The sequence below is a fragment of the Paraliobacillus sediminis genome (genome assembly GCF_003426055.1).
On the sequence record NZ_QJSI01000004.1, the window covers coordinates 42,225 to 63,705 of the forward strand.

23 protein-coding genes are annotated in these 21,481 nt (G+C 34.9%); 11 read left to right on the forward strand and 12 right to left on the reverse strand.

Going from position 1 to position 21,481, the window contains the following annotated elements:
* Positions 1 to 446: 446 nt before the first annotated feature.
* Genes D2K60_RS19240 through D2K60_RS19250 form a run of 3 tightly spaced genes read right to left on the reverse strand, consistent with a single transcriptional unit; the run spans position 447 to position 2,429 of the window.
* On the reverse strand, positions 447 to 1,181 hold the full coding sequence (locus D2K60_RS19240; RefSeq protein WP_117170730.1) for a glucose 1-dehydrogenase: 735 nt from the start codon (positions 1,179 to 1,181) through the stop codon (positions 447 to 449).
* 14 nt (positions 1,182 to 1,195) lie between these two features.
* The gene (locus tag D2K60_RS19245) at positions 1,196 to 1,642 is read right to left on the reverse strand and encodes a MarR family winged helix-turn-helix transcriptional regulator (RefSeq protein ID WP_117170731.1); all 447 of its coding nucleotides are present in this window, start codon (positions 1,640 to 1,642) and stop codon (positions 1,196 to 1,198) included.
* Positions 1,643 to 1,673: 31 nt separating this feature from the next.
* Entirely contained in the window at positions 1,674 to 2,429 is a 756-nt protein-coding gene (locus tag D2K60_RS19250) for an SDR family NAD(P)-dependent oxidoreductase (protein WP_117170732.1), read from the reverse strand.
* Positions 2,430 to 3,002: 573 nt separating this feature from the next.
* Between D2K60_RS19250 and D2K60_RS19255 the strand changes: the two genes are divergently transcribed.
* Positions 3,003 to 3,725, forward strand: coding sequence for an NAD-dependent epimerase/dehydratase family protein (locus tag D2K60_RS19255; protein ID WP_117170733.1), 723 nt, complete (start codon positions 3,003 to 3,005; stop codon positions 3,723 to 3,725).
* Between the two features lie 52 nt (positions 3,726 to 3,777).
* Positions 3,778 to 4,707 (forward strand): glutaminase A, encoded by a 930-nt coding sequence (glsA, locus tag D2K60_RS19260; protein WP_117170734.1) that lies wholly within the window; start codon positions 3,778 to 3,780, stop codon positions 4,705 to 4,707.
* 71 nt (positions 4,708 to 4,778) lie between these two features.
* On the opposite strand, the gene D2K60_RS19265 is transcribed toward glsA, so the two are convergent.
* The 3 genes from D2K60_RS19265 to D2K60_RS19275 form a co-directional block, all read right to left on the reverse strand.
* Positions 4,779 to 5,294 (reverse strand): hypothetical protein, encoded by a 516-nt coding sequence (locus D2K60_RS19265; protein WP_117170735.1) that lies wholly within the window; start codon positions 5,292 to 5,294, stop codon positions 4,779 to 4,781.
* An 85-nt stretch (positions 5,295 to 5,379) separates the two neighbouring features.
* Positions 5,380 to 5,871 (reverse strand): large conductance mechanosensitive channel protein MscL, encoded by a 492-nt coding sequence (gene mscL, locus D2K60_RS19270; protein ID WP_117170736.1) that lies wholly within the window; start codon positions 5,869 to 5,871, stop codon positions 5,380 to 5,382.
* Between the two features lie 62 nt (positions 5,872 to 5,933).
* The gene (locus tag D2K60_RS19275; protein ID WP_117170737.1) at positions 5,934 to 6,269 is read right to left on the reverse strand and encodes a winged helix-turn-helix transcriptional regulator; all 336 of its coding nucleotides are present in this window, start codon (positions 6,267 to 6,269) and stop codon (positions 5,934 to 5,936) included.
* A gap of 116 nt (positions 6,270 to 6,385) precedes the next feature.
* Here D2K60_RS19275 and D2K60_RS19280 point away from each other — a divergent pair, with 116 nt between their 5' ends.
* The 3 genes from D2K60_RS19280 to D2K60_RS20775 all read left to right on the forward strand — a co-directional run bounded on the left by D2K60_RS19280 (position 6,386) and on the right by D2K60_RS20775 (position 8,371).
* The gene (locus tag D2K60_RS19280; RefSeq protein WP_117170738.1) at positions 6,386 to 7,444 is read left to right on the forward strand and encodes an LLM class flavin-dependent oxidoreductase; all 1,059 of its coding nucleotides are present in this window, start codon (positions 6,386 to 6,388) and stop codon (positions 7,442 to 7,444) included.
* Positions 7,445 to 7,456: 12 nt separating this feature from the next.
* Positions 7,457 to 8,023, forward strand: coding sequence for an NADPH-dependent FMN reductase (locus D2K60_RS19285; RefSeq protein ID WP_117170739.1), 567 nt, complete (start codon positions 7,457 to 7,459; stop codon positions 8,021 to 8,023).
* 201 nt (positions 8,024 to 8,224) lie between these two features.
* Positions 8,225 to 8,371: a hypothetical protein gene (locus tag D2K60_RS20775; RefSeq protein WP_162880798.1), complete on the forward strand. Its 147-nt coding sequence runs from the start codon at positions 8,225 to 8,227 to the stop codon at positions 8,369 to 8,371.
* Positions 8,372 to 8,976: 605 nt separating this feature from the next.
* Here D2K60_RS20775 and D2K60_RS19290 read toward each other — a convergent pair.
* Positions 8,977 to 9,297: a YppG family protein gene (locus tag D2K60_RS19290; RefSeq protein ID WP_117170740.1), complete on the reverse strand. Its 321-nt coding sequence runs from the start codon at positions 9,295 to 9,297 to the stop codon at positions 8,977 to 8,979.
* A gap of 185 nt (positions 9,298 to 9,482) precedes the next feature.
* Here D2K60_RS19290 and D2K60_RS19295 point away from each other — a divergent pair, with 185 nt between their 5' ends.
* Positions 9,483 to 9,878 carry a DUF4181 domain-containing protein gene (locus D2K60_RS19295; protein WP_117170741.1) on the forward strand — a complete coding sequence of 132 codons (396 nt, stop codon included), beginning with the start codon at positions 9,483 to 9,485 and terminating at the stop codon, positions 9,876 to 9,878.
* 90 nt (positions 9,879 to 9,968) lie between these two features.
* Complete coding sequence (locus tag D2K60_RS19300; protein ID WP_117170742.1) at positions 9,969 to 10,814, forward strand: MBL fold metallo-hydrolase; 846 nt, start codon at positions 9,969 to 9,971, stop codon at positions 10,812 to 10,814.
* 40 nt (positions 10,815 to 10,854) lie between these two features.
* Here D2K60_RS19300 and D2K60_RS19305 read toward each other — a convergent pair whose 3' ends face one another.
* Positions 10,855 to 12,573 (reverse strand): ABC transporter ATP-binding protein, encoded by a 1,719-nt coding sequence (locus D2K60_RS19305; RefSeq protein WP_117170743.1) that lies wholly within the window; start codon positions 12,571 to 12,573, stop codon positions 10,855 to 10,857.
* A 138-nt stretch (positions 12,574 to 12,711) separates the two neighbouring features.
* Between D2K60_RS19305 and D2K60_RS19310 the strand changes: the two genes are divergently transcribed.
* Positions 12,712 to 13,611 (forward strand): 5'-3' exonuclease, encoded by a 900-nt coding sequence (locus D2K60_RS19310; protein WP_117170744.1) that lies wholly within the window; start codon positions 12,712 to 12,714, stop codon positions 13,609 to 13,611.
* A 66-nt stretch (positions 13,612 to 13,677) separates the two neighbouring features.
* On the opposite strand, the gene D2K60_RS19315 is transcribed toward D2K60_RS19310, so the two are convergent.
* Entirely contained in the window at positions 13,678 to 13,917 is a 240-nt protein-coding gene (locus D2K60_RS19315) for a hypothetical protein (RefSeq protein ID WP_117170745.1), read from the reverse strand.
* A 734-nt stretch (positions 13,918 to 14,651) separates the two neighbouring features.
* Here D2K60_RS19315 and D2K60_RS19320 point away from each other — a divergent pair.
* From D2K60_RS19320 to D2K60_RS19330, 3 genes are all read left to right on the forward strand, one after another.
* Positions 14,652 to 17,297, forward strand: coding sequence for a cation-translocating P-type ATPase (locus D2K60_RS19320; RefSeq protein WP_117170746.1), 2,646 nt, complete (start codon positions 14,652 to 14,654; stop codon positions 17,295 to 17,297).
* Positions 17,298 to 17,444: 147 nt separating this feature from the next.
* Positions 17,445 to 19,118, forward strand: coding sequence for a sensor domain-containing diguanylate cyclase (locus tag D2K60_RS19325; protein ID WP_117170747.1), 1,674 nt, complete (start codon positions 17,445 to 17,447; stop codon positions 19,116 to 19,118).
* A gap of 96 nt (positions 19,119 to 19,214) precedes the next feature.
* The gene (locus D2K60_RS19330) at positions 19,215 to 19,835 is read left to right on the forward strand and encodes an SGNH/GDSL hydrolase family protein (protein WP_338048382.1); all 621 of its coding nucleotides are present in this window, start codon (positions 19,215 to 19,217) and stop codon (positions 19,833 to 19,835) included.
* Between the two features lie 68 nt (positions 19,836 to 19,903).
* On the opposite strand, the gene D2K60_RS19335 is transcribed toward D2K60_RS19330, so the two are convergent.
* Genes D2K60_RS19335 through dat form a run of 3 tightly spaced genes read right to left on the reverse strand, consistent with a single transcriptional unit; the run spans position 19,904 to position 21,480 of the window.
* Positions 19,904 to 20,038 (reverse strand): lmo0937 family membrane protein, encoded by a 135-nt coding sequence (locus D2K60_RS19335; protein ID WP_117170749.1) that lies wholly within the window; start codon positions 20,036 to 20,038, stop codon positions 19,904 to 19,906.
* A gap of 54 nt (positions 20,039 to 20,092) precedes the next feature.
* A complete protein-coding gene (locus D2K60_RS19340) occupies positions 20,093 to 20,599 on the reverse strand; it encodes a DNA topology modulation protein (protein WP_117170750.1) in 507 nt (168 codons plus the stop codon).
* 17 nt (positions 20,600 to 20,616) lie between these two features.
* The gene (gene dat / locus D2K60_RS19345; RefSeq protein WP_240335355.1) at positions 20,617 to 21,480 is read right to left on the reverse strand and encodes a D-amino-acid transaminase; all 864 of its coding nucleotides are present in this window, start codon (positions 21,478 to 21,480) and stop codon (positions 20,617 to 20,619) included.
* Position 21,481 lies beyond the last annotated feature (1 nt).

Here is a 21,481-nt window from a genome sequence, read left to right on the forward strand (position 1 = left end):
AAGGCAGCAGCACCGTTCCACGCAAGAAGTTGGATCGAATATTACGTAAGTATATAGTACCGTCTTAAATATAATATGGAATTGGTTGAAAGCAGGAAAAGAGAATGAGATTCTCATATGCTTTCAAGATTTTCAAATTTTCTCCTAAAAAATAACCTCTTTTAGCCTACTCGTGGAGTTACTACGATAATAACGAACAAGAGATTAGCCAAGTTCAGGCTAATCTCTTGTGTACAATATTACCACAAAGGTACGAAATTGAACTGCCGTATAAGGATCTATATGGTGTGTGTGAGGTCGGATAATTAGTCAATGATTATCTTCCTACTCGCGAGCGCTCTATTTTAATAAATTAAATTCTAATAGGATGAGCAAACCTTGCAGTGATTTTTTATTATTCCTTTTGTTTTATAATATAACTACTTTGTAAATAGTCTTCATATATTCTATTGTGCAGTTAATCCTCCGTCAACAACAAACTCAGAACCAGTGCTATAACTTGATTCGTCTGAAGCAAGGAATAAAACAAGGTTTGAAACTTCCTCAGGTTTTGCAACTCTTCCCGTTGGTATATGTTTTGCGAATTCTTTGATTACATCTTTGGAATCTTCATTAAGAATCATTGGAGTTTCTATTACACCTGGGTGAACCGAATTTACACGAATACCATAATGAGCTAATCCCAGAGCAGCAGCTTTCGTCATTCCTCGTACTGCAAACTTTGTATCTGTATAGCCAATTGCACCACCAACAAGACCATTCATAGATGAAATATTTACAATCGAACCGCCACTAGCTTTTTTCATTGATGGGATAATTGCCTTCATACCAAGAAACACGGACACTTGGTTAATGTTTATGATTCTTCTGTACTCTTCTTCCGTTATGTCTTCAATGGATTTATTCATGCTAATGCCTGCATTGTTGATTAATACATTTATAGGACCAAATGCTTTTTCTGATTCTGAGACAACTTCGTCCCAATTTGTTGCTTTTGTTACATCAAGTTTTATAAATTGCGCATTTTCTCCAAGTTCCTTGGCTAATGCTTGCCCTTCTTCTTCAAGGATATCTGCAATGATTACTTTAGCACCCTCCTTTACAAGCAAACGTGCATGAGAAGCACCCATTCCACTTGCACCTCCAGTAATAATTGCAAATTTATCATTTAATCTGTTCATGAGAATTCCTCCTATTAAGCTCTATTATCTTTTTTTCTATCTTGTATACCTTTTATTAATTTCTCTTGAATTAATAAATATTGATTAATTTCTTCTTCACTTAAAATTTCAAAGTGCTTCATAAATACTTCTTGCCCAATTTTTTGTGCTTCTGATAATGCATTTATGCCAGCAGTTGTTATTTTTAACTGGATCGTCCGGCGATCACTTTCATTATATAATCTTTCAGCTAGCCCTAAATCAACTAGCTTTGTTGCAATACTTGTCATCGCGCCCTTAGTATAGCCAAGTGGTTCAGCTAATTCTACCTGTTTCCTTGGGCCTTCCACCCTTAATTCACTTAATACGAGAATCTGTGAAATTCCAAGTGGATAAGGAAAGGCTCTAGTAAATCTTACAATATTATCATTATTCAATTGTTCAATCGCACGAATTAATTTAAAGATATTTGTTTTATTCAAAAGATTCACCTTCCAACGAAAAATAATAATATTAACGGAGCATTATGGAACCGCCATCGGCCATTATCGTCTGCCCAGTAATATATTTTGAATCCTCTGAAGCAAGGAATACTGCAACACGCCCTATTTCTTTTTCTACATCACCAAAATGTCCCATTGGAATTTTGCTCCTAACGGCTTCATAATAATCAGGCTGTGCTTTTGCCCATGCCTCAACACCGGGTGTATTAGCAATTGGGCTAATTAAGTTAACATTAATTCCGAATTTACCCCATTCATTTGCAGCAACACGTGAAATTCCGCGAATAGCTTCTTTTGCTGCCGCATATGCCACTTGTGTTTCATGACCATCTAAACCAGCACCAGATGCAAAATTAATCACATTTCCTTTTGATTCTTTCAAATATGGAAGTGCAGCTTTCATTAAATAAAATGTTGGATAAAATCCAGTACCAAATGATAAATCTAGATCAGCTTGTGTAGTATCCTCAAATGCTTTTTGTTTTGAGTCATGTGCATTATTTACTAATACGTCAAGTTTTCCGTACTTTTTAACTACTGTAGCGATAATTTGTTCATGATTTTCTCTATCCAATAGATTAGCTTGAAGAAACATTGACTTTGACGAAATAGTTTGTAATTCTTTCTCCATTGCTTTACCGGTTTCTTCGTTAACATCAACTATAGTAACTATTGCACCTTCTTTAACCATCGCTTTCGCAATACCACTACCAATTCCACCAGCACCGCCAGTAATAATGATTACTTTGTCTTGTAATTTATCCAATTTAATCACCCTTTCAAATAATAGTTTAGTGTTAAACTATTAAATATAGTATAGCACTAAACTATATTTCAGGTAATAGATTTGAATAGTTTTTTTAACTTTTTTTTTTAAAGCCTTTGTTGTTGCTATATGGAGGCAATGAACTCATGCGATTATTTTGTTAATTGTGACCTAGGGGTATACTCATGAAAATAAGTTGAGAACTTTCGCCATTTTTTATTCGCTAGGCTGGAGTGTAGATCATGCATTCTTCATTCAAATTCTGTTGATAGTCTCCTGTAATTTGCTTAACAAATCTTGCTCTCAAAATTTGTAGGTCATAAGCCCTGTCTTTATCGTAAGGTTTCTGTGTTGATCTAAAGTAGGTATGCTAAGTCAGGAGGAATCCATAAGGAATTGTCCAAGAGAAATCTTACTATAATGCAAAGAATTATTTTCAATTTGAATAACCTCACTATTAATATGGTTTCAAGACTCTTGTTAAATAATAGCAAGGGTCTTTTTTTTGTGATAATTACAAATCAACTGGTAATGATAAAATTATGTAGAAAAGAGAAAGGAATTAACCGATAAATGAAAAAGGTCGTTATTATAGGTGGTTCTGGAACTGTAGGTAAAATTTTGTACAAAGGTTTAAGTAAAATACATGATTGCTATGTATTAGATAATCGTATTGATATGGATAATCCTCATTTTATTTATGTTGATGCTACTAACTATCAGCAACTTTTAGAAAAGATTCCTTCGCAGACAGATGTGATTATAAATCTACTCCGGATGGAGACAGATAATGCAATTGAGGATATCGAAGCATTTGATAAAATGACAGCTGTATTCTTTCAAGCTAGCTATTATATTTTACAGGCTGCAAATCAATTAAACATCTCAAAGGTTATTTTTGCTAGTAGTAATCATGTAACGGATTATTATGAAGAAGACGGGGATTCGTTATTGAATCGTGAAATTAATGTCAAGGATTATCCGTATCCCAAAGGGTTATATGGTGTTCTAAAACTAGCTTCTGAACAACTTGGATTTATCTATTATTTAAATAGTGATATGTCTATTATTAATATTCGGATTGGTTCTGTACCTGCCAAAAGCGAACAAAAGGCTATTGAAGAAAATAGTCGATTAGAAAAAACAATCCTACATAAACGGGATTTGATTGAATTATTTTCGGTAGCTATTACAGCAAAAGAAAGGTTTGGCACCTATTATGGCGTATCCAATAATCCAGGTAAGCCATGGGATATTTCTAATGCAACAGTAGAACTGGGCTATCAACCAGAATGAAATAGCATAATTTATTACTGCTATTAGTTCATACTATAAATGGGTGATGTATATGTTTTGTCAAACAGACAAGGAGTTAGAAGTATTGGTGGAAGAAGCGAGAAATTACACACAATATGGGAAAGTTGCAGATTATATTCCGGCATTAGGAAAGGCAAATCCAACTGATTTATCGATTGCTATTAATTATCCTGATGGTCGTTGTGTATCAGCTGGAGATGTTCAAAAAAAGTTTACACTACAAAGTATTTCAAAAGTGATTAGTTTGGCTTTTGTATTAATGGAAAGGGGACCCAGTGAAGTATTTGAAAATGTTGGGATGGAGCCAACTGGAGATCCATTTAACTCTATTGCTAAACTAGAGAAAATGATTCCGGCTAAACCGCTTAATCCGATGATAAATGCAGGGGCGCTAGTTGTGACACACATGCTAAAAGGTAATACAGTTGAAGATAGATTTCAACGGCTTTTATCCTTTATTCAGGAGTTAGCAGACGATTCGACGATTAGTTATAGTGAAGAGATAGCACATTCTGAGTTTGAAACAGCTGATTTAAATCGAGCATTATGCTATTTTTTAAAACAGCATAAACGATTGGACGGGGACGTGGATGACCTCATTAGATTGTATACGAAACAGTGCGCGGTTGAAATGAATTGCTTGGATTTGGCTCGAATTGGTCTAGTGTTTGCAATGAACGGATTTGATCCACAAACCAATAAACAGATTATACCTCAGAATGTAGCACGTATTTGCAAAACCTTTATGGTGACCTGTGGCATGTATAATGCTTCAGGCGAGTTCGCAATGAAAATAGGTATCCCAGCAAAAAGCGGTGTAGCTGGTGGTATTATGGGTGCTACGCCTGGAAGATTTGGTATTGGTATCTTTGGACCTGCCTTAGATGAAAAAGGTAATAGCATTGCAGGCATACATTTATTAGAAATGTTATCAAAGAAATATAGCTTGAGTATGTTTTGAATGGATTCATACCTTTTCATGCGTACGATCAATAAAAATAAGGTTGCAACTAGTAGCAACCTTATTTTTATTTAAATTAACGAATTAAAGTGTTCTATAACCTTTCTTTGCGTAACCTGTGATGCTTTAATAGAAGGTGCCCAATCTTTCTCTTTTACAAATGCACTAATGTAATTCATATAGGTGGCCTGTTGAACGGCCATTTCGTAATGAACATGTTTAACATTTTCGTTCTTCATCATTAATGCTGAAGTAAAATTCGTATGTGCCATTGCTTTTGCTGCTGACTGAAGTTCTAATGTAATTCGTTTTGTTAGGGTATCAAAATCTGAGTAAACTGGCCATGAAATTGATAACTTTTCCTCTAGATTTATACTTGGAAGTTCAATCCAATTCTCATTAGACGGGTTTAATAGTTCCAACATGACTTGTATGTGTGATTTAAGTACCGTTTGTTGTATCGTTATTATTTTTTGTAGGTACGTGGCTGAAGAATCGATTAGATAGAGATCTAATTTTCCGAGGAGACCTTCGTGTGTTGAAAGATGTTCGTTCATTAATCCGACGTCGATGATTGGTAATAACATGTGTAACACCCCTTCATGTAAATCAATTAATACATAATATGAAGGATGGGCATAATGGTTCTTTTTACTAGAGAAACAATGCGAATTATTTAACTCTTATATAGGCTTTCTTCGTCCGTTGCTTATCTGGTATCACGTCAAGTGTAGAGGAACAATTTGGACAGATAATTGCTTGATTAGGAATCATTGTACAGCAATAGGTGCATTCTTTTTTTGTCATTGCATCTAACGGACTTTGATGTGGTTTTTTCCAGCGATTAATTTGCCGGATCACAAGGAAAACAACAAATAGTACAATTACAAAGCGAACGGCTGCAGTGACAAATAAACCATAATTAATTGTTGCAATACCCGCTTCCTTTGCGTCTGCTAAAGAAGAATAGCGTACACCACTTAGACTGATATACATGTTCTCGAAATTCATTCTTTTATATAAAAGACCGATTGGTGGGAGTAAGATATCTCTAACTAAAGAATCAATGAAACCACTAAATGCAGCACCTAAAACTACACCAACTCCCATATCGACTGCATTTCCTTTCAGCGTAAATTGACGGAATTCATGCAACAGTCCCATGTTAATCCCTCCTCCAAATAATTCTATGAATGAAGAGGACAAACTATGAGAAAGTTATGTTTCTAATTTAGGTTTTGCCTTTTGTGTAAGGTATGTTTTGTACCCCATTCGTGCATGGCATCTAAAATTGGCTCCAAACTCTTTCCATAATCAGTAATAGAGTATTCAACTTTAGGTGGAACTTGTGCATAAACAACACGCTTGATAATATCCTCATTTTCCAATTCGCGTAATTGTTTTGTTAACATCTTTTGAGTGATTCCTGGCATACTACGCTTTAATTCATTGAAACGCTTCGTGCCATTCTGTAATAAATGTAACAAGATAACAGGTTTCCATTTACCGACTAAAATTCCTAATGCATCTTCTACGCGACAATACTCTGGTGCTTTCTCCACATTAATTCCTCCAATAGTATCTTTTTGTATACTATACCACTATAAAGTGCTTACTTACTAAAATGTATTATATATTCTATAATAGTAACATAAAATAAAAAGGGATTGAGATATAGATGGAAAAATATCGGATTGATCAAAGTAAAGGACTAGAGTTTGGTATATATACATTAGGTGATCATTTACCGAACCCATTAACAGGAGAACGAATTTCTGCGGAACAACGGATTCATGAAATAATTGATTACGCGAAGCTAGCAGATCAAGCTGGGATCGATTTCTTTAGTGTTGGTGAAAGTCATCAAGAGTATTTCGCAACACAAGCACACGCTGTTGTGTTATCTGCTATTGCCCAAGCAACAGAGGAAATTAAGATTGCAAGTTCATCAACGATTATTAGCACGTCAGATCCAGTACGTGTATATGAAAATTTTGCAACGTTAGATTTAATTTCAAAAGGTCGAGCAGAGATAATTGCAGGCCGTGCATCTAGAATAGGATTATTTGATTTGTTGGGTTATAACGTTAGAGATTATGAAGAGTTATTTGAGGAAAAGTTTGACTTATTAAGACAGATTAATGAAGAGAATGTTGTTAATTGGAGTGGAGAATTCCGTGCTCCTCTAAAAGATGCACAAGTTCTTCCACGACCGCAAAGTGGGTCAATGCCAATTTGGCGCGCAGTTGGTGGATCTCCTGCAAGTGCAATGAAAGCAGGTTATGCTGGTGTTCCAATGTTTATGGCTCATTTAGGTGGACCGGTTAGTGTTTTCAAACAAACAATTGATGCCTATCGTGGTGCTGCGGAACGTGGTGGTTTTGATCCAACAGAACTACCTGTTTCAACTGCAGGTTTTTTCTATGCGGCAGAAACATCTCAGCAAGCTCTAAAAGATATGTACCCTCATATTAACGAAGGTATGAAACGAACAAATGGACAGGGATTTCCGAAGCAACACTTTGCACAGGGGGTAGATCCACAAAATGTTATGAATATCGGTAGTCCACAGGAGATTATCGAAAAAATGCTCTATCAACATGAACAATTTGGACATCAGCGTTATATCGCTCAAATAGATTTTGGTGGCATGCCATATGGTAAATTAATGAAAAACATTGAAATTATTGGTACGGAAATTTTACCAGCAATAAAGAAACACACAGCAAAAAAGTAGGAGATTGAGATAATGAAGATTGTAGGATTGTCAGGATCAAATGTAGGATCTAAAACGAGAACTGCCATGGACTATACAGTCAAATCAGTTAAAGAGAATAATCCAGAAGTTGAAGTGACACTAATTGATTTAGCGGAATATGATTTACAATTTAGCGATGGTCGTAATTACTTAGAATATAAAGGAGATACAGGATATGTCGTACAAACAATAATGGAGGCAGATGCCATTATTATTGGCACACCTATTTTTCAAGCCTCTATTCCCGCTGCGCTGAAAAATATTTTTGATTTATTACCTGTTAATGCTTTTCGTGATAAAGTTGTTAGTATGTTTGCAACGGCTGGTTCACAAAAACATTATTTGATCGTGGAACAGCAATTAAAGCCAATAGTAAGCTATATGAAAGCTCAAATTGTTCAGTCCTATGTTTTTATTGAAGAAAAGGACTTTCAACGAAAAGAAATTATTAATGAGGATGTCTTTTTTCGAATTGACCGTCTAGTAGAAGATACAGTAGTACTTACGGAAACATATAAAAAAATCCGTGAAGCCAAAGAAGAAGCATATGATTTTTAATAAGTTAGATAAACACTCTTAACATTAGTTAAGGGTGTTTTAAGGTTTTTAACGTACCTTATGAATATAGGAATAATAATCATAGGAGTTGAAAACGATGAATATTTCGTCAGTTGGTATAAATAATAGTACATCACAAAGTACGCCTCAACTCAAGACGCAGAAACAAAACAAGATAACCTGAAGCAATTGGAACAAAAAATGCAACAAATAGAAATTAAAATTCAACGCTTGAAAGCAAATTCAGAGGAACAGGTTGAAGAATCTAAGAACCAGGAAACCCAAGATATTCTTGAAATTAGTGATCAGACAAGTTCACTATTTCTCGAGTTACAAGGAGCAGATTAATTTATAAAAATCTGTATTATAAAAGATCGTTGCTTTGGTGGGATAACTTGCCTTGCGTCGAAATAATCATCAACTACGACGTAACAGAATTTTCCGCCCCGCTTCACAAGTGAAATTGACTCCCTTTCCGCAGGCACGGCTTCAGCTAACTCGGATAAGCAAAGTACGCTTTCCGAGTGGATCTTCAGCCCGTGCTGTTCCTGCTGGAGTGTCGTCAATTTCACTTGATACGCTAGTTTCTTATAACGTGATAATAATAGAGATAAATTGCATTGTTATATAATAATAATGATATTTGTCGCATAGGTACGCTATCCAGCGAAGGAAGCAAATGGATGACACTCCTGTGGGAACAGCACAAGTTGAAGATCCACTTGGTAAAGTGTTTTTCTTTACCAAGTTAGCTGAGACTGTGCCCACGGAAAGGGTATCCATTTGCTGACGTAGCGGGTAAGAAAGTTCCACTACGGCGCAGTTTCTATCTACTGTGTCTTTTAATATTTGAACTGTTGCTTATAAAACACACCGCTTGAATCAAGCGGTGTGTTTACTATTTGTACTGTTATTTATGGTACTAAATATACTGGATTGTACTACTTAACTATTTAAAATAAACCTCTTACCATTTTAATTACTGGACCTGCTTGACTTGCTACGCCCATAACATTTCTAAAACCTTTATCTATCTTACCCATATCTATCTTGCCGTTTTCATCTCTGATCAGTGAACCTAACCCTTGTGAAGGACGCTGTTGCCCATAAAATTGAGGCCTTTGTGGGGTCATGAAATTTCTTTGAAACGGACTGTTTGCTTGCCCAAATGGACTATTGCCTTGGAAAGGAAAAGCATTTGGTGGTAAAACTCTTCTGCCTTGTCGTTGATTACGATATGGACGACGTTGTGGTGGGGGTCCTAGTTGTAACATACAATTACCTCCTTCCAATATTAATCTACTTATTTGTCTAGTTGAAACATGGTATGTCTTATCAAATGATAGTGGCACGGTGAAAGAACTAGTCTAATTTTTATAGGAAATTCAATTATTTAAAACTATTCAATTAAAATTTTTGATACTATAAAAATATATGGTATTAAAAGGGAGAGCATACTATGCAAACGCTATTTATTTTTCTTGGTATTTTTCTGGTAATGCAAATTTTTCTTAATAAATGGTTGCGCAAAAAATTAGAAGTTAGAAAAAAAGAATGGTTCTCTTATAATCATGTAAATAAGCTACATAAATGGCTTGATTGGTCATTGCGTTTCGTGGCGATGTTTGCTTTGCTAATTAGTTTTGTAATAACTATTTCTGTTGAAACGAATGAATACGCTTGGTTACAGTTCATTATTCTCATGGTGTATCATATTTTAGAAGGCTTGCTAAGAACGTTTATGGAGTGGAAATACTATCCTGAACGAAAAGATTATATTGTGACATTGATTAATACGATAGTTTTATTTTTCTTTATTTGTATGTTTTATATTTGGATTATCAATCAGTTCTAATACTATTTCTTTTATTAAATTCTATACATAAGTTCTTTAAAAATCCTCATAGTATAGTTATTCCTATACAAAAGAGGAGGACTACTAGAAATGGATAATGAAATGTCATACGGAGAAGATTATAAAGCTATTCCTGCTACATCAATAGGTAGTGGTGTTGGGATTTCTGTTTTACCTGATTTATTTTGTTATACAGTACAAATTGTTAATGTCTGTTTATTTGGTGACGAAGAATCGAATGATTTTGTTTTAATTGATGCAGGTATGCCAAATTCAGCTGAAGAAATTATTAAAATGACTGAGTCTCATTATGGTGCTAATAGTCGACCAAGGGCTATAATTTTGACACATGGTCATTTTGATCATGTGGGAGCCATTTTGGAATTGATTAATTATTGGGATGTATCGGTTTATGCGCATGAACTAGAAATACCATATTTAACGGGTGTGAAAAGCTATCCTGAGCCAGATCCAAGTGTTGAAGGTGGTCTGATAGCAAAATTTTCTGGGCTATTTCCAAATGAACCGATAAATATAGCAGGTCATGTAAAAGCACTACCAGAGGATAATAGTGTTCCTCACATGCCGGACTTTCGTTGGATCCACACACCAGGACATACAGCGGGTCATGTTTCTTTTTTTAGGGAAAAGGATAGGGTACTTATTGCTGGAGATGCTTTTGTGACTGTTAAACAAGATGCATTATATAAGGTATTAACACAAGAAGTAGAAATAAGCGGTCCACCAAGGTATTTAACGCCAGACTGGAAAGTATCAAAAAAGTCGGTTGAACAATTAGAGATACTAAAACCATCAATAGCGGTAACAGGTCATGGACATCCAGTTTCTGGGGAAGAACTAACAAAAGGGTTGAAAAGGTTAGTAGCTAATTTTGAATCGTTGGCAGTTCCTGATTATGGTAAATACTTGAATTAAACAAAGCAGGTGTCTGATAGAAGACACCTGCTTTTTATGTTTAACGATCTGCGAACTGTATACGATGTAAGTTGGCAAAAATGCCATCTTTGTCTAATAGTTCTTGATACGTACCTTGCTCTGCAATTCCGTCATTGGTTACTACAACAACTCGATCAGCATCTCGAATGGTAGCTAGACGATGCGCGATCACTAGTGTTGTACGATTTAAAGCTAGCTGATCTAATGATTTTTGAATTATTTTTTCCGTCTGTGTATCAAGTGCGGATGTTGCTTCATCCAATATTAAAATCGGTGGATTTTTCAAGAAAGTACGAGCGATAGCTAGGCGTTGTTTTTGTCCACCAGATAGTTTAAGACCACGCTCACCAATTTGTGTATCATACCCATTTGGTAAGTCCGCGATTACATCATCTAGATGTGCTTGATGAGCGGCTAGTTGTATTTCATCTATCGTTGCATCTCTCTTTCCGTATGCGATGTTTTCACTTACTGTCCCAGCAAATAAAAATACGTCTTGCTGCACGATACCTATTTGTGAACGAAGCGATTTTTTCGTCATGTCGCGTATATCGGTCCCGTCGATTGTGATTTCTCCTTGATCAATATCATAAAATCGCGGTATTAATGAACAAATAGTTGTTTTCCCAGCACCGGATGGTCCAACGAACGCAACCGTTTCTCCTGGGTGTATCTTTATATTAATATTTTTCAAAACATTTTTATGTTGGTCATAAGAAAATCCAACATTATTAAATTTAATATTGCCTTCAAAAGTTTCAACGTCCTTTGCATTTGGACGATCTTGAATATCCGGTTCTTGTGCGATTAGTTCTTGGAATCGTCTGAAACCAGCCATTCCTTTTGGATAAAGTTCTAACAGTGCACTTACTTTATCAATTGGTTTAATTAATACATTTGTATAAAGGATGAAACTAACTAATTCACCATACGTTAGTTTATCATTAAAGCTAAGCCAAGCACCAACGACTAATACTAATAATGTTAATAGTCGTGTCATCATATAAATACTTGAATGGGTACCAGCCATGACGCGGTATGCTTTTATTTTTGCGGTCCGAAATAGTCCGTTATCTTTTTTAAAACGCTCAATTTCAAAGTCTTCGTTCGTAAAAGATTGGACAACGCGTACACCAGAAACGGCATCTTCTACACGACTATTGACATCGGCAATTTTCCCGTACATATTATGCCACGCTTTGTTCATTGCTACATTGCAATAAGTAACTAGTACAATAAGAAATGGCACCATTACAAGTGCAATTAAAGCGAGCGATGGATTAATCGTGAACATGATCCAAAACGCACCAGTAAAGGTCATAATCGAAATAAATAAATCTTCTGGTCCATGATGGGCAAGTTCGCCAATATCAAATAAATCATTTGTAATTCTACTCATGATATTTCCTGTTTTGGTATTATCAAAAAAGCGAAAGGACTGTCGTTGGACATGACCAAATAATTCCTCGCGCATGTCGGTTTCAATATTAATACCTAACTTATGACCAAGGTAGCTAACAATATATTGTAACAACGTACTAAATAAGTAGATGACAAGTAATAGAATACTGACGGTAACAATAACATTCCATTTACCTTTTTCTAATAAATCATCAATAAGCCACTGGACTGCTAGTGGAAATGCAAGTTCTAATAGTGCGACGATTACTGCACTACTGAAATCGATGATAAATAAGCGTTTGTGCGGTTTATAATATGAGAAAAATTGTTTTATCATGTATGTAACTCCTATCTGATTCAGATCTTACATATTATATCAAAAATTGACTTTGGTTGCTTGGAAAATATTTTTTATTTATAGATTATGTTTGAATGTTAAACTAGTAATAGTTGATTATGTATGGGGGAGATTGGGATGGGAAAAGAGAAATTATTATTAGTTGATGGATTTAATCTATTAAGTAGAGGGTATTTTGCGACAGCATATAATAAATTAGAAGAAGAACTGACAAAAACAAGTGATGGTATCTATACAAATGCATTGCGTGTTTTTTTTCAGAAGTTATTTAACTTGATTGATCAGCATGATATTAGCCATCTAGCGATTGCATGGGATGTAAAGCGCGAAGAAACAAATAGGAGAATTAAATATGACTTTTATAAGGCTAGCAGAAATGCATTGCCAGAACCACTTATCGAGCAATACGAAACATTAACACGTGTACTTGATACTATTGGTATAACACAACTAGTAGTTCCACCGTATGAAGCGGATGATGTTATTGGTACATTATCAACAAAATGGTCCAATGATACGGACAATCATTGTCTTATTTATAGTAATGATAAGGACCTGTTACAGCTATTAGATAAACAAACGACGCAGATAATTGCACAAAAGCGACAAGAAACACTCTATACTATCGGTCATTTTCAAACGGAATATGGAATTGATTCGAGTCAGTGGATAGATGTAAAAGCGTTATTAGGTGATGCAAGTGATAATATTCCGGGATGTCCTGGTGTTGGGGCAAAATCAGCACTTCCATTAATCCAGCAATATTTAAATGTCGAGCAATTATTTGAGCAACTAGACGGTTTAGATCCAAAATTTAATCGTTATAAGAAGAAGTTAACAGAGGGGAAAGAATCTGTTTTTATTAGTAAGGAGCTTGCAACAATAGAAAGGAATATTACCTTGTTTGATACGTATGATTTCAATGAATTGAAGCTTGAAGTGGAACATCATATGGTAGAGGAAGCAATGAAAGGATTGGAATTGCGGATTAAATACAAAGGAAAGCAAGTGGGGTAAATCTATGCCTCTTTAATAAAAAAAATCAAAAAGTAGCATGTTACATGTGCTACTTTTTGATTTTTTTTATTCGATTTCTTTTAATAATTTCTCAACTGAAATTAAGCGATGATTCATTTCAATAATCGTCGCCATCTGTAGCTTTTGGGAAGCGGTATTTTCACGGTCTAGTTGCAACCTTTGTTCTGCGCGTTGTTCGGAACGACGAATGACTTTTATAACATGAACAATAATCAAAATAACGAGTATTATTACTATAAGTGGTAGGATAGTTGAAGAAAAAATTAAGAATGACGTGAATGACAATTTTGAGCTCCCTTCTATTACAAATAACTGTTTTTTTAATAAAGTCATAAAAGCAGATGTTAATTTTAAATATATAATTAATTAATCCTATGCCTACCTATTCTACCTCTATCAATAATTTCTCAATAACTATTAAACGTTGATTCAATTCGTTGATCGATTCCGTCTGTAGTTGTTGAAAAGTGGTATTTTCACGGTCTAGTTGTAGTCGTTCTTTGCTTTTCCACTGTCTGGTATTTCATGATGGACTTTAATTAGACCTGCAATTCATCACCAGATAATTTAGGAATTATATGTAATAATTATATTACAGGTATACATGTATCACAATATTTATTTGTTAAAATTATGAAATCATTTTAAATGGTCAAGAAGGAAACACACATGAAATATGTAAGCTTTGAAGTTAAAAATTAACTTGACAAGTATTTCTATTAATCGTATGATTAATTTAATATTAAAGGGGAGTAGCTGCTACAATTATGTCGTCATTACGAGAAGAATCTCCGGCATAATTGGCAACCGACGTTGTTAGCAAGACCTTTATCGTTTGTGTTTACAAACGGTAAAGGTCTTTTTTTATTGGTTTTAATCTGAAGTTTTGGTTTAAACTATATCTAATAGGGCTAATGATGAAAAATGGCAGTATTTTGATGAAAGATGTTAGAATTAACAGATTAGTAATAATAATTGTTTAAATAAGCAAGTAGATTTAGAAGGAGATGAAAAAACAGATGGAATTTTATCGTGCAGATAAAGAAGCTGTTCTAAAAGAAATTGAAGCAACGGAAGAAGGACTCTCATCTGCTGAAGTAACTAAGCGGGTTGAAAGAGATGGTTATAACGAATTTGAAGATAAAGAAAAAGTACCGACTTGGAAGTTATTCTTAGAAACATTTAAAGATGCAATGGTAATTGTCTTATTGGTTGCAGCAGGTGTACAGCTATTACTAGGTGAAGTTGTTGAAACAGTCGTAATTGTATTTGTTTTAATAATGAATGCAGTAATTAGTGTTGTTCAAACTAAAAAAGCGGAGAGTTCACTCGATGCATTAAGGGATATGTCTGCACCGGAGGCAAAAGTTATCCGAAATGGAACGAAACAGACTGTTCCTGCTAGGGAATTAGTTCAAGGTGACATTGTATACTTAGAAGCTGGGGATTTTATTCCAGCAGACGGTCGCATTTTAGAGAATGGTTCTTTAAAAGTAAATGAAGGAATGCTTACTGGTGAATCAGAAGCTGTTAATAAAACGATAGATGTAATTGAAGAAGAATCGGCATTAGGTGACCGTACAAATATGGTTTTTAGTAGTTCTCTAGTGGTATACGGACGTGCAACTTTTGTTGTAACGGGAACTGGCGAGAATACTGAAATTGGTAAAATAGCAACGTTGATATCTACAGCTGAACAAAAACAAACACCACTTCAGCGTAAATTAGACGTATTTAGTAAAAAATTAGGAATTGGAATCTTACTATTATCTGTCGCTATTTTTGCTATACAAGCAGCACGTATTTGGCTAGGTGACGAAAATGTTGATGTAACAACAGAAATATTAAATGCTCTAATGTTTGCAGTAGCAGTAGCTGTTGCCGCAATTCCAGAAGCGCTTCAATCGATAGTAACAATTGTTTTATCTGTAGGTACGAATAAAATGGCGAAGCAACATGCGATTATCAGAAAGTTACCTGCCGTTGAAACGCTCGGTTCTACAAGTGTTATTTGTACAGATAAAACAGGAACATTAACACAAAACAAGATGACAATTACAGATTACTTTATTCCTGGAGATGGCGAGAAAGAACATCTTCCTGAAAGTCCAGCTAAATGGAATGAATCAGAACGTCTATTAGTTGACATCGCAGTTCTGTGTAATGATTCATACATTAACAATGATGGAAAAGAAGTTGGCGATCCTACCGAGGTTGCGTTAATAAACTTTGCTAATGATAATAATCAAGATTATCAAGAATTACGTGATACACATAAGAGAGAAGCTGAATTACCGTTTGACTCTGATCGTAAATTAATGTCTACCCTTCATACGATAAAAGGTGAGAAGTTGATGTTAACAAAGGGTGGACCTGACGTTGTCTTTAATCGCGCAAGCTATATTTTAATAAATGGTGAAGAACAACCGCTAACAGATGAATGGAAAGAAAAACTGCATGTAGCGAATGAAGATTATTCCAAACAAGCATTGCGTGTGTTAGCGTACGGTTATAAAAGATTTAATCAAGATAAATCGGCTGTAGAACTTGATGATGAATATGATTTAGTTTTAGTTGGTCTTACCGCAATGATGGACCCGCCACGAGAAGCTGTTTTTGGATCAATTGAACAAACGAAAAAGGCTGGCATTAAGACGGTTATGATTACAGGGGACCATAAGACAACAGCAGAAGCAATCGGAAGACAAATTGGTCTGATGGAAGCAGATGATATTGCCTTAACTGGACAGGAACTAGACGCTTTATCAGAAGAAGAACTGAATGAAAAGTTAGAAAAAATTTCTGTTTATGCTCGTGTGTCACCTGAAAACAAGATTCGTATCGTTCGTGCTTGGCAAAATAAAGATCAAATTAGTGCGATGACTGGTGATGGGGTAAATGATGCTCCAGCTCTAAAGCAGGCAGATATAGGTATTGCAATGGGAAGTGGAACAGATGTAGCAAAAGACTCAGCTGCAATGATACTAACCGATGATAATTTTGTATCAATCGTTAGTGCAGTTGGTGTAGGTCGTACTGTTTTTGATAATATCAAAAAAGCAATTGGTTATTTATTTGCTGGAAACTTAGGTGCGATTATTGCTATATTATTTGCTGTTATATTCGGATGGGCAAATCCATTTACAGCGTTACAACTTTTATTCATTAATCTTGTAAATGATTCATTACCAGCAATTGCGCTTGGTATGGAAAAATCAGAACCAGATGTGATGAGTCGAAAACCACGTCGTGTTGATGAAGGGATTTTCGCAGGTGGTACAATGCGCTCTGTTATAACACGAGGAACCTTGATTGGTATTGCCGTAATAATTTCCCACTATATTGGTTTGCAACATTCTGATGAAATGGGTGTGGCAATGGCATTTACGACGTTGATTCTATCTCGTACACTACAAACGTTTGCGGCTAGATCTAATACACAATCAATCTTTGGTGTGGGTCTATTAACTAATAAATATGTACTTGGAGCTGTAGCTCTATGTTTCGCTTTATATAGTGTAACAATTTTACCATTCACACGTGATGTTTTTGCTATTCCGACAGCATTTGGTTGGAATGATTGGAGTATTGCAACTGGATTAGCTATTGGTGCAGTAATTATGATGGAAGTAGTAAAAGTTACATTCCATAAATTTCAAAAATAAGAATGACTGAAAACTCTTGGTTTTATAGCCAAGGGTTTTTTATTAAATAAAATAAATACTATAATGTAGTTATCAGAATATTAATGCTATAATTAATAAAGGTAAAAGTTACTATTTGAATATCTTTTTTATAAAGGAGTTAGCTACTTGAACTACGATCAAATATGTTATCAGGACGTCTTAGATGGAATACAGGATATGGTGTTTGTAATGCGTGTCAGTGAAGATATGAAATATTTTTACTATGAGTTTGTTAATGAGCAAGCGATGCTAATAACGGGTTATAAACCAGATGTAATTGGACAGGAAATAGCAAGTGTTACCTCACCAGATCTGACAAAATTCTTACATGAAAAATATAGAGAAGTAGTTAAAGGAAGAGAACCACTTACATATGAAGATAATTTTCATTCGAATAATAGAGAAGAAAAAATCAGTAAAAATACATTAACACCATTATTTATTGACAATAAGGTTATAAGAGTGGTTACTATAACACGAGATATTACCCAACTAAAGCGAGCAGAGTTGGATAGAAATAGATCAGATGCGAAATTAAAGGTTAGTCGGCAACGCTATAAATCGTTATTTGAACATAATTCGGATGCCATACTTCATTTGGATTTATATGGTAAACTCATACGAGAGAATCATGCATTTGAAAGATTAACTGGAAAAAAGCCTAAAAGTTTAAAAGGTGTTTCTATGCTTGAACTTATTAGAGATAACGATAAAGAAAGAATTAAACAAGCATTTGATGACTCAAGTAAAGGGAGACCAACCTATTTTGAAATGACGGTAACAACAGCTTATGAGAATGAGGCTTATTTGCAGGTGAAATTAGCGCCAATTATTTTAAAAGATAATATTACCGGTGTATATGCGATAATAAAAGATGCGACAACAGAGCACAATGCGAAAGAGAATTTAATTGAAAGTGAAGAGAAGTTTCGGCTTATTACAGAGAATTCTTATGATTTAATTACACTAGTGAATAAGTATGGAAATATTATTTATGCGTCACCATCCCATACTTATGTCCTTGGTTTCCCAACAAAAGATTTTATTGGTAAACCATTATTGTTTTTAGTTCATAATGCTGATCATCCTTTAGTTGAAAAGATAATCGCAGAATCGATTAAGAATAAAAATTCATTTTCAACTGAGTTTAGAGTAATGAATAGTGAAAAGGAATGGCTTTGGTTTGAATTAAATGGACAACCCGTATTCTCACAAAATGGTGAACTAAAGCATATGGTTACTGTTGGTCGAGATATCACAGTAAGAAAGCGCTATGAAGATAGTTTGAAAACACTAGCGTATCGTGATTTTTTAACGAATCTACCAAATCGTCGTTTGTTTCAAGATCATTTAAGTAAGCTACTTGCGTCTTTTGAGAGAAATGAAAAAGAATTTGCTGTAATGATATTAGATTTAGATGATTTTAAAATGATAAATGATGAAATGGGTCATGATGCTGGCGATGAGGTGCTAATGGAATTTGGACGTCGTTTGCAACAATCAACTCGGGAGATGGATACAGTAGCTCGGATGGGTGGCGATGAATTTATTATTTTATTAACAGAAGTAGAGACAGATGAGAATGTAGCACATGTAGTTGAGCGAATTGAATCAGAAATTTCAAAACCTTGGGAAGTAGCAGGCAAAAAGTTTCATATGTGTTCAAGTATTGGTGTGGTCATTCCAAAGTGTAAAGGATTTACAGTAGAAGGTTTAATTAAAGAAGCTGACGTGGCATTATATCAAGCGAAAAAAACGGGAAAGAATAAGTCTATTATTACTGTTTGTAATAGAAAGTAAAACGAGAGAGAACATATTATATGGTATCCTTTATACTATACAATATGTCATCAATTAATGATTGCGCTTACTACTAATAATTGGAGGAAGAAAATGATGAGTAAAAAAATTGTGTTTATTGGTGATAGTATTACAGAATGGGGAAGGGAACCGGGTGTGAATGACCTAGGAACTGGATATGTAAAATATATTCATGACTATCTATTAGTAAGTGACCCGTTAAATTTTCCAGAGATAATTAATCGAGGTATCGGTGGTGACAGGATTACAAATTTAGCTGAGCGCTGGGAACAAGATGTAGTTGATCTTCAACCAGACATATTGTCTATCTCTGTTGGGATAAATGATGTTTGGAGACAACTTGATGATCCAGAAATAGAACAAGTTACTCCGGAGAGATTTGAAGTGATTTATCGTGAACTTTTACTGAAAACACAAAAAGAAACAGATGCTGTCATTATTATGATGGAGCCAACAGTTATCGAAGAAAAAATAAATTCTGAAGGTAATGAAAAATTGAAAGCATATGTGCAAATTGTAGCTGAACTTGCAAGTGAATTTAATCTCGTGGTTGTACCAACGCATCAATCCTTTTTAACCTATTTAGAAGCGAAAACCAATTATGAGCTTACAATAGATGGGGTACATATGAATGATGCAGGTAATCTATTAATGGCTAAAACATGGTTAGAGACATATAAGAAATTAAATGTATAACTAAAGAAAGCAAGCGATCATGGCTTAAGTAATTAAGTCATGATCGTTTGCTTCTTTTATTAAGATTACTACTTACGTAACATCTTGGCAATAAACACAACCAAAGCAATTACGAGTAGAATATGGACAAGACCACCTGCAATTTCAAAAGCAAACCCAAGTATCCATACTAGTAATAGAATTCCAATAATAGTCCAAATCATTTATATTCACACTCCTTTATACTTCATAAGTTACCCGTATATCCAAAAAGTAAACTATTTGGATATACTAGAGAGAAAATTATTTGTTTGTTTTGGAGAAGTGAATTCTAACAATTGGGCATGATGTACGCTATTTAGCCGTTCTCGAATTGAGGGAAGTTTATCTTTTTTGAATCTAGCAACCCAGAGGATGAATTCTAAATCCAATTTCTCAGGGCAATCTTTACCCATGTCAGGTCTGGTTTTGCCTTGATATTGGATTCTTCGTTTTGTAATACCATAAAGACAACGCAATGTAGCGTAGTTGAGAAAGATAACCGTGTCGCAAGCATGTAGACGAATATCCATTGTAGCGCTATAGTTTCCGTCTATGATCCAACTATCCTTTTTAACAAACGTTTCTTGTAAACTAGCTAGCGCTGACTTTTCAATCGGGTTCCAACCAGGTTTCCAAAAATAAGCATCTAAATGGTAAACTGGTATATCTAAAATTTGTCCGATATTTTTAGCGAGCGTTGATTTACCAGAACCACCACTACCGATTATCATTATCTTTCGCATCGTTTGCTCCTTTCTTTCTACTTAAGTGGAGAAGAAATAAGACCAGCCTCTAGTTGGTATGCTTCTTGTAATGCTTGTGTTAGCAATCCTGGTTGCCCATTCCCAATTTCTATTTGATCTACCTCAACAATTGGCATCACTTCTGCTGTACTACTAGTTATAAATACTTCATCTGCATAGGGTATATTATCTGTTGCGAATGCAGTTTCATTTAATTCCATGTCCAAAGCGTCAATGAGTGTTTTTATTCTGTCTCTAACACACCCATGCAATATATGATGTGTTTCTGGATGTGTATAAATTACATTGTTTTTTACTAAGTATACGTTCGAGGAGCTACATTCTGTGACGATGCGATCGCGATGTAATATAGCTTCAAAACAGCCATTTTCAAATGCTTCTTGTTTAGCCATGACATTTGGTAATAAGTTTAAACTTTTTATGTAACAGTTTTGCCAACGCATATCAGGTAGCGTTATTGCCTTCACACCAAGTTTAAGCTTTTCAATGGGGCGTTCTAATTCCTCCACATAGGCATAGAAATTCGCCTCAACTGCTGGGAATATGTGATTACGTTTTGCTGATCCCCGTGTTACTTGTAAATAAATTTTTCCGTTAGTATTTAAATGATTAACCTCTACTAATTGTTTTAATTCAATTCGCATTTGCTCTTTAGTGAAAGGTAATGTTAGCTTAATTGCTTCGGCTGATCGAAATAAACGATCGATGTGCTTTGAAAGCAAATAACATTCTCCATAATAAACGCGAATTACTTCATAAACGCCATCACCAAATTGTAGGCCACGTTCCTCGTATGGATAATACAATTGTGTACTATCTATTAATCCTGTCTGAGTCAAAATCATTGGATTATCAATCACG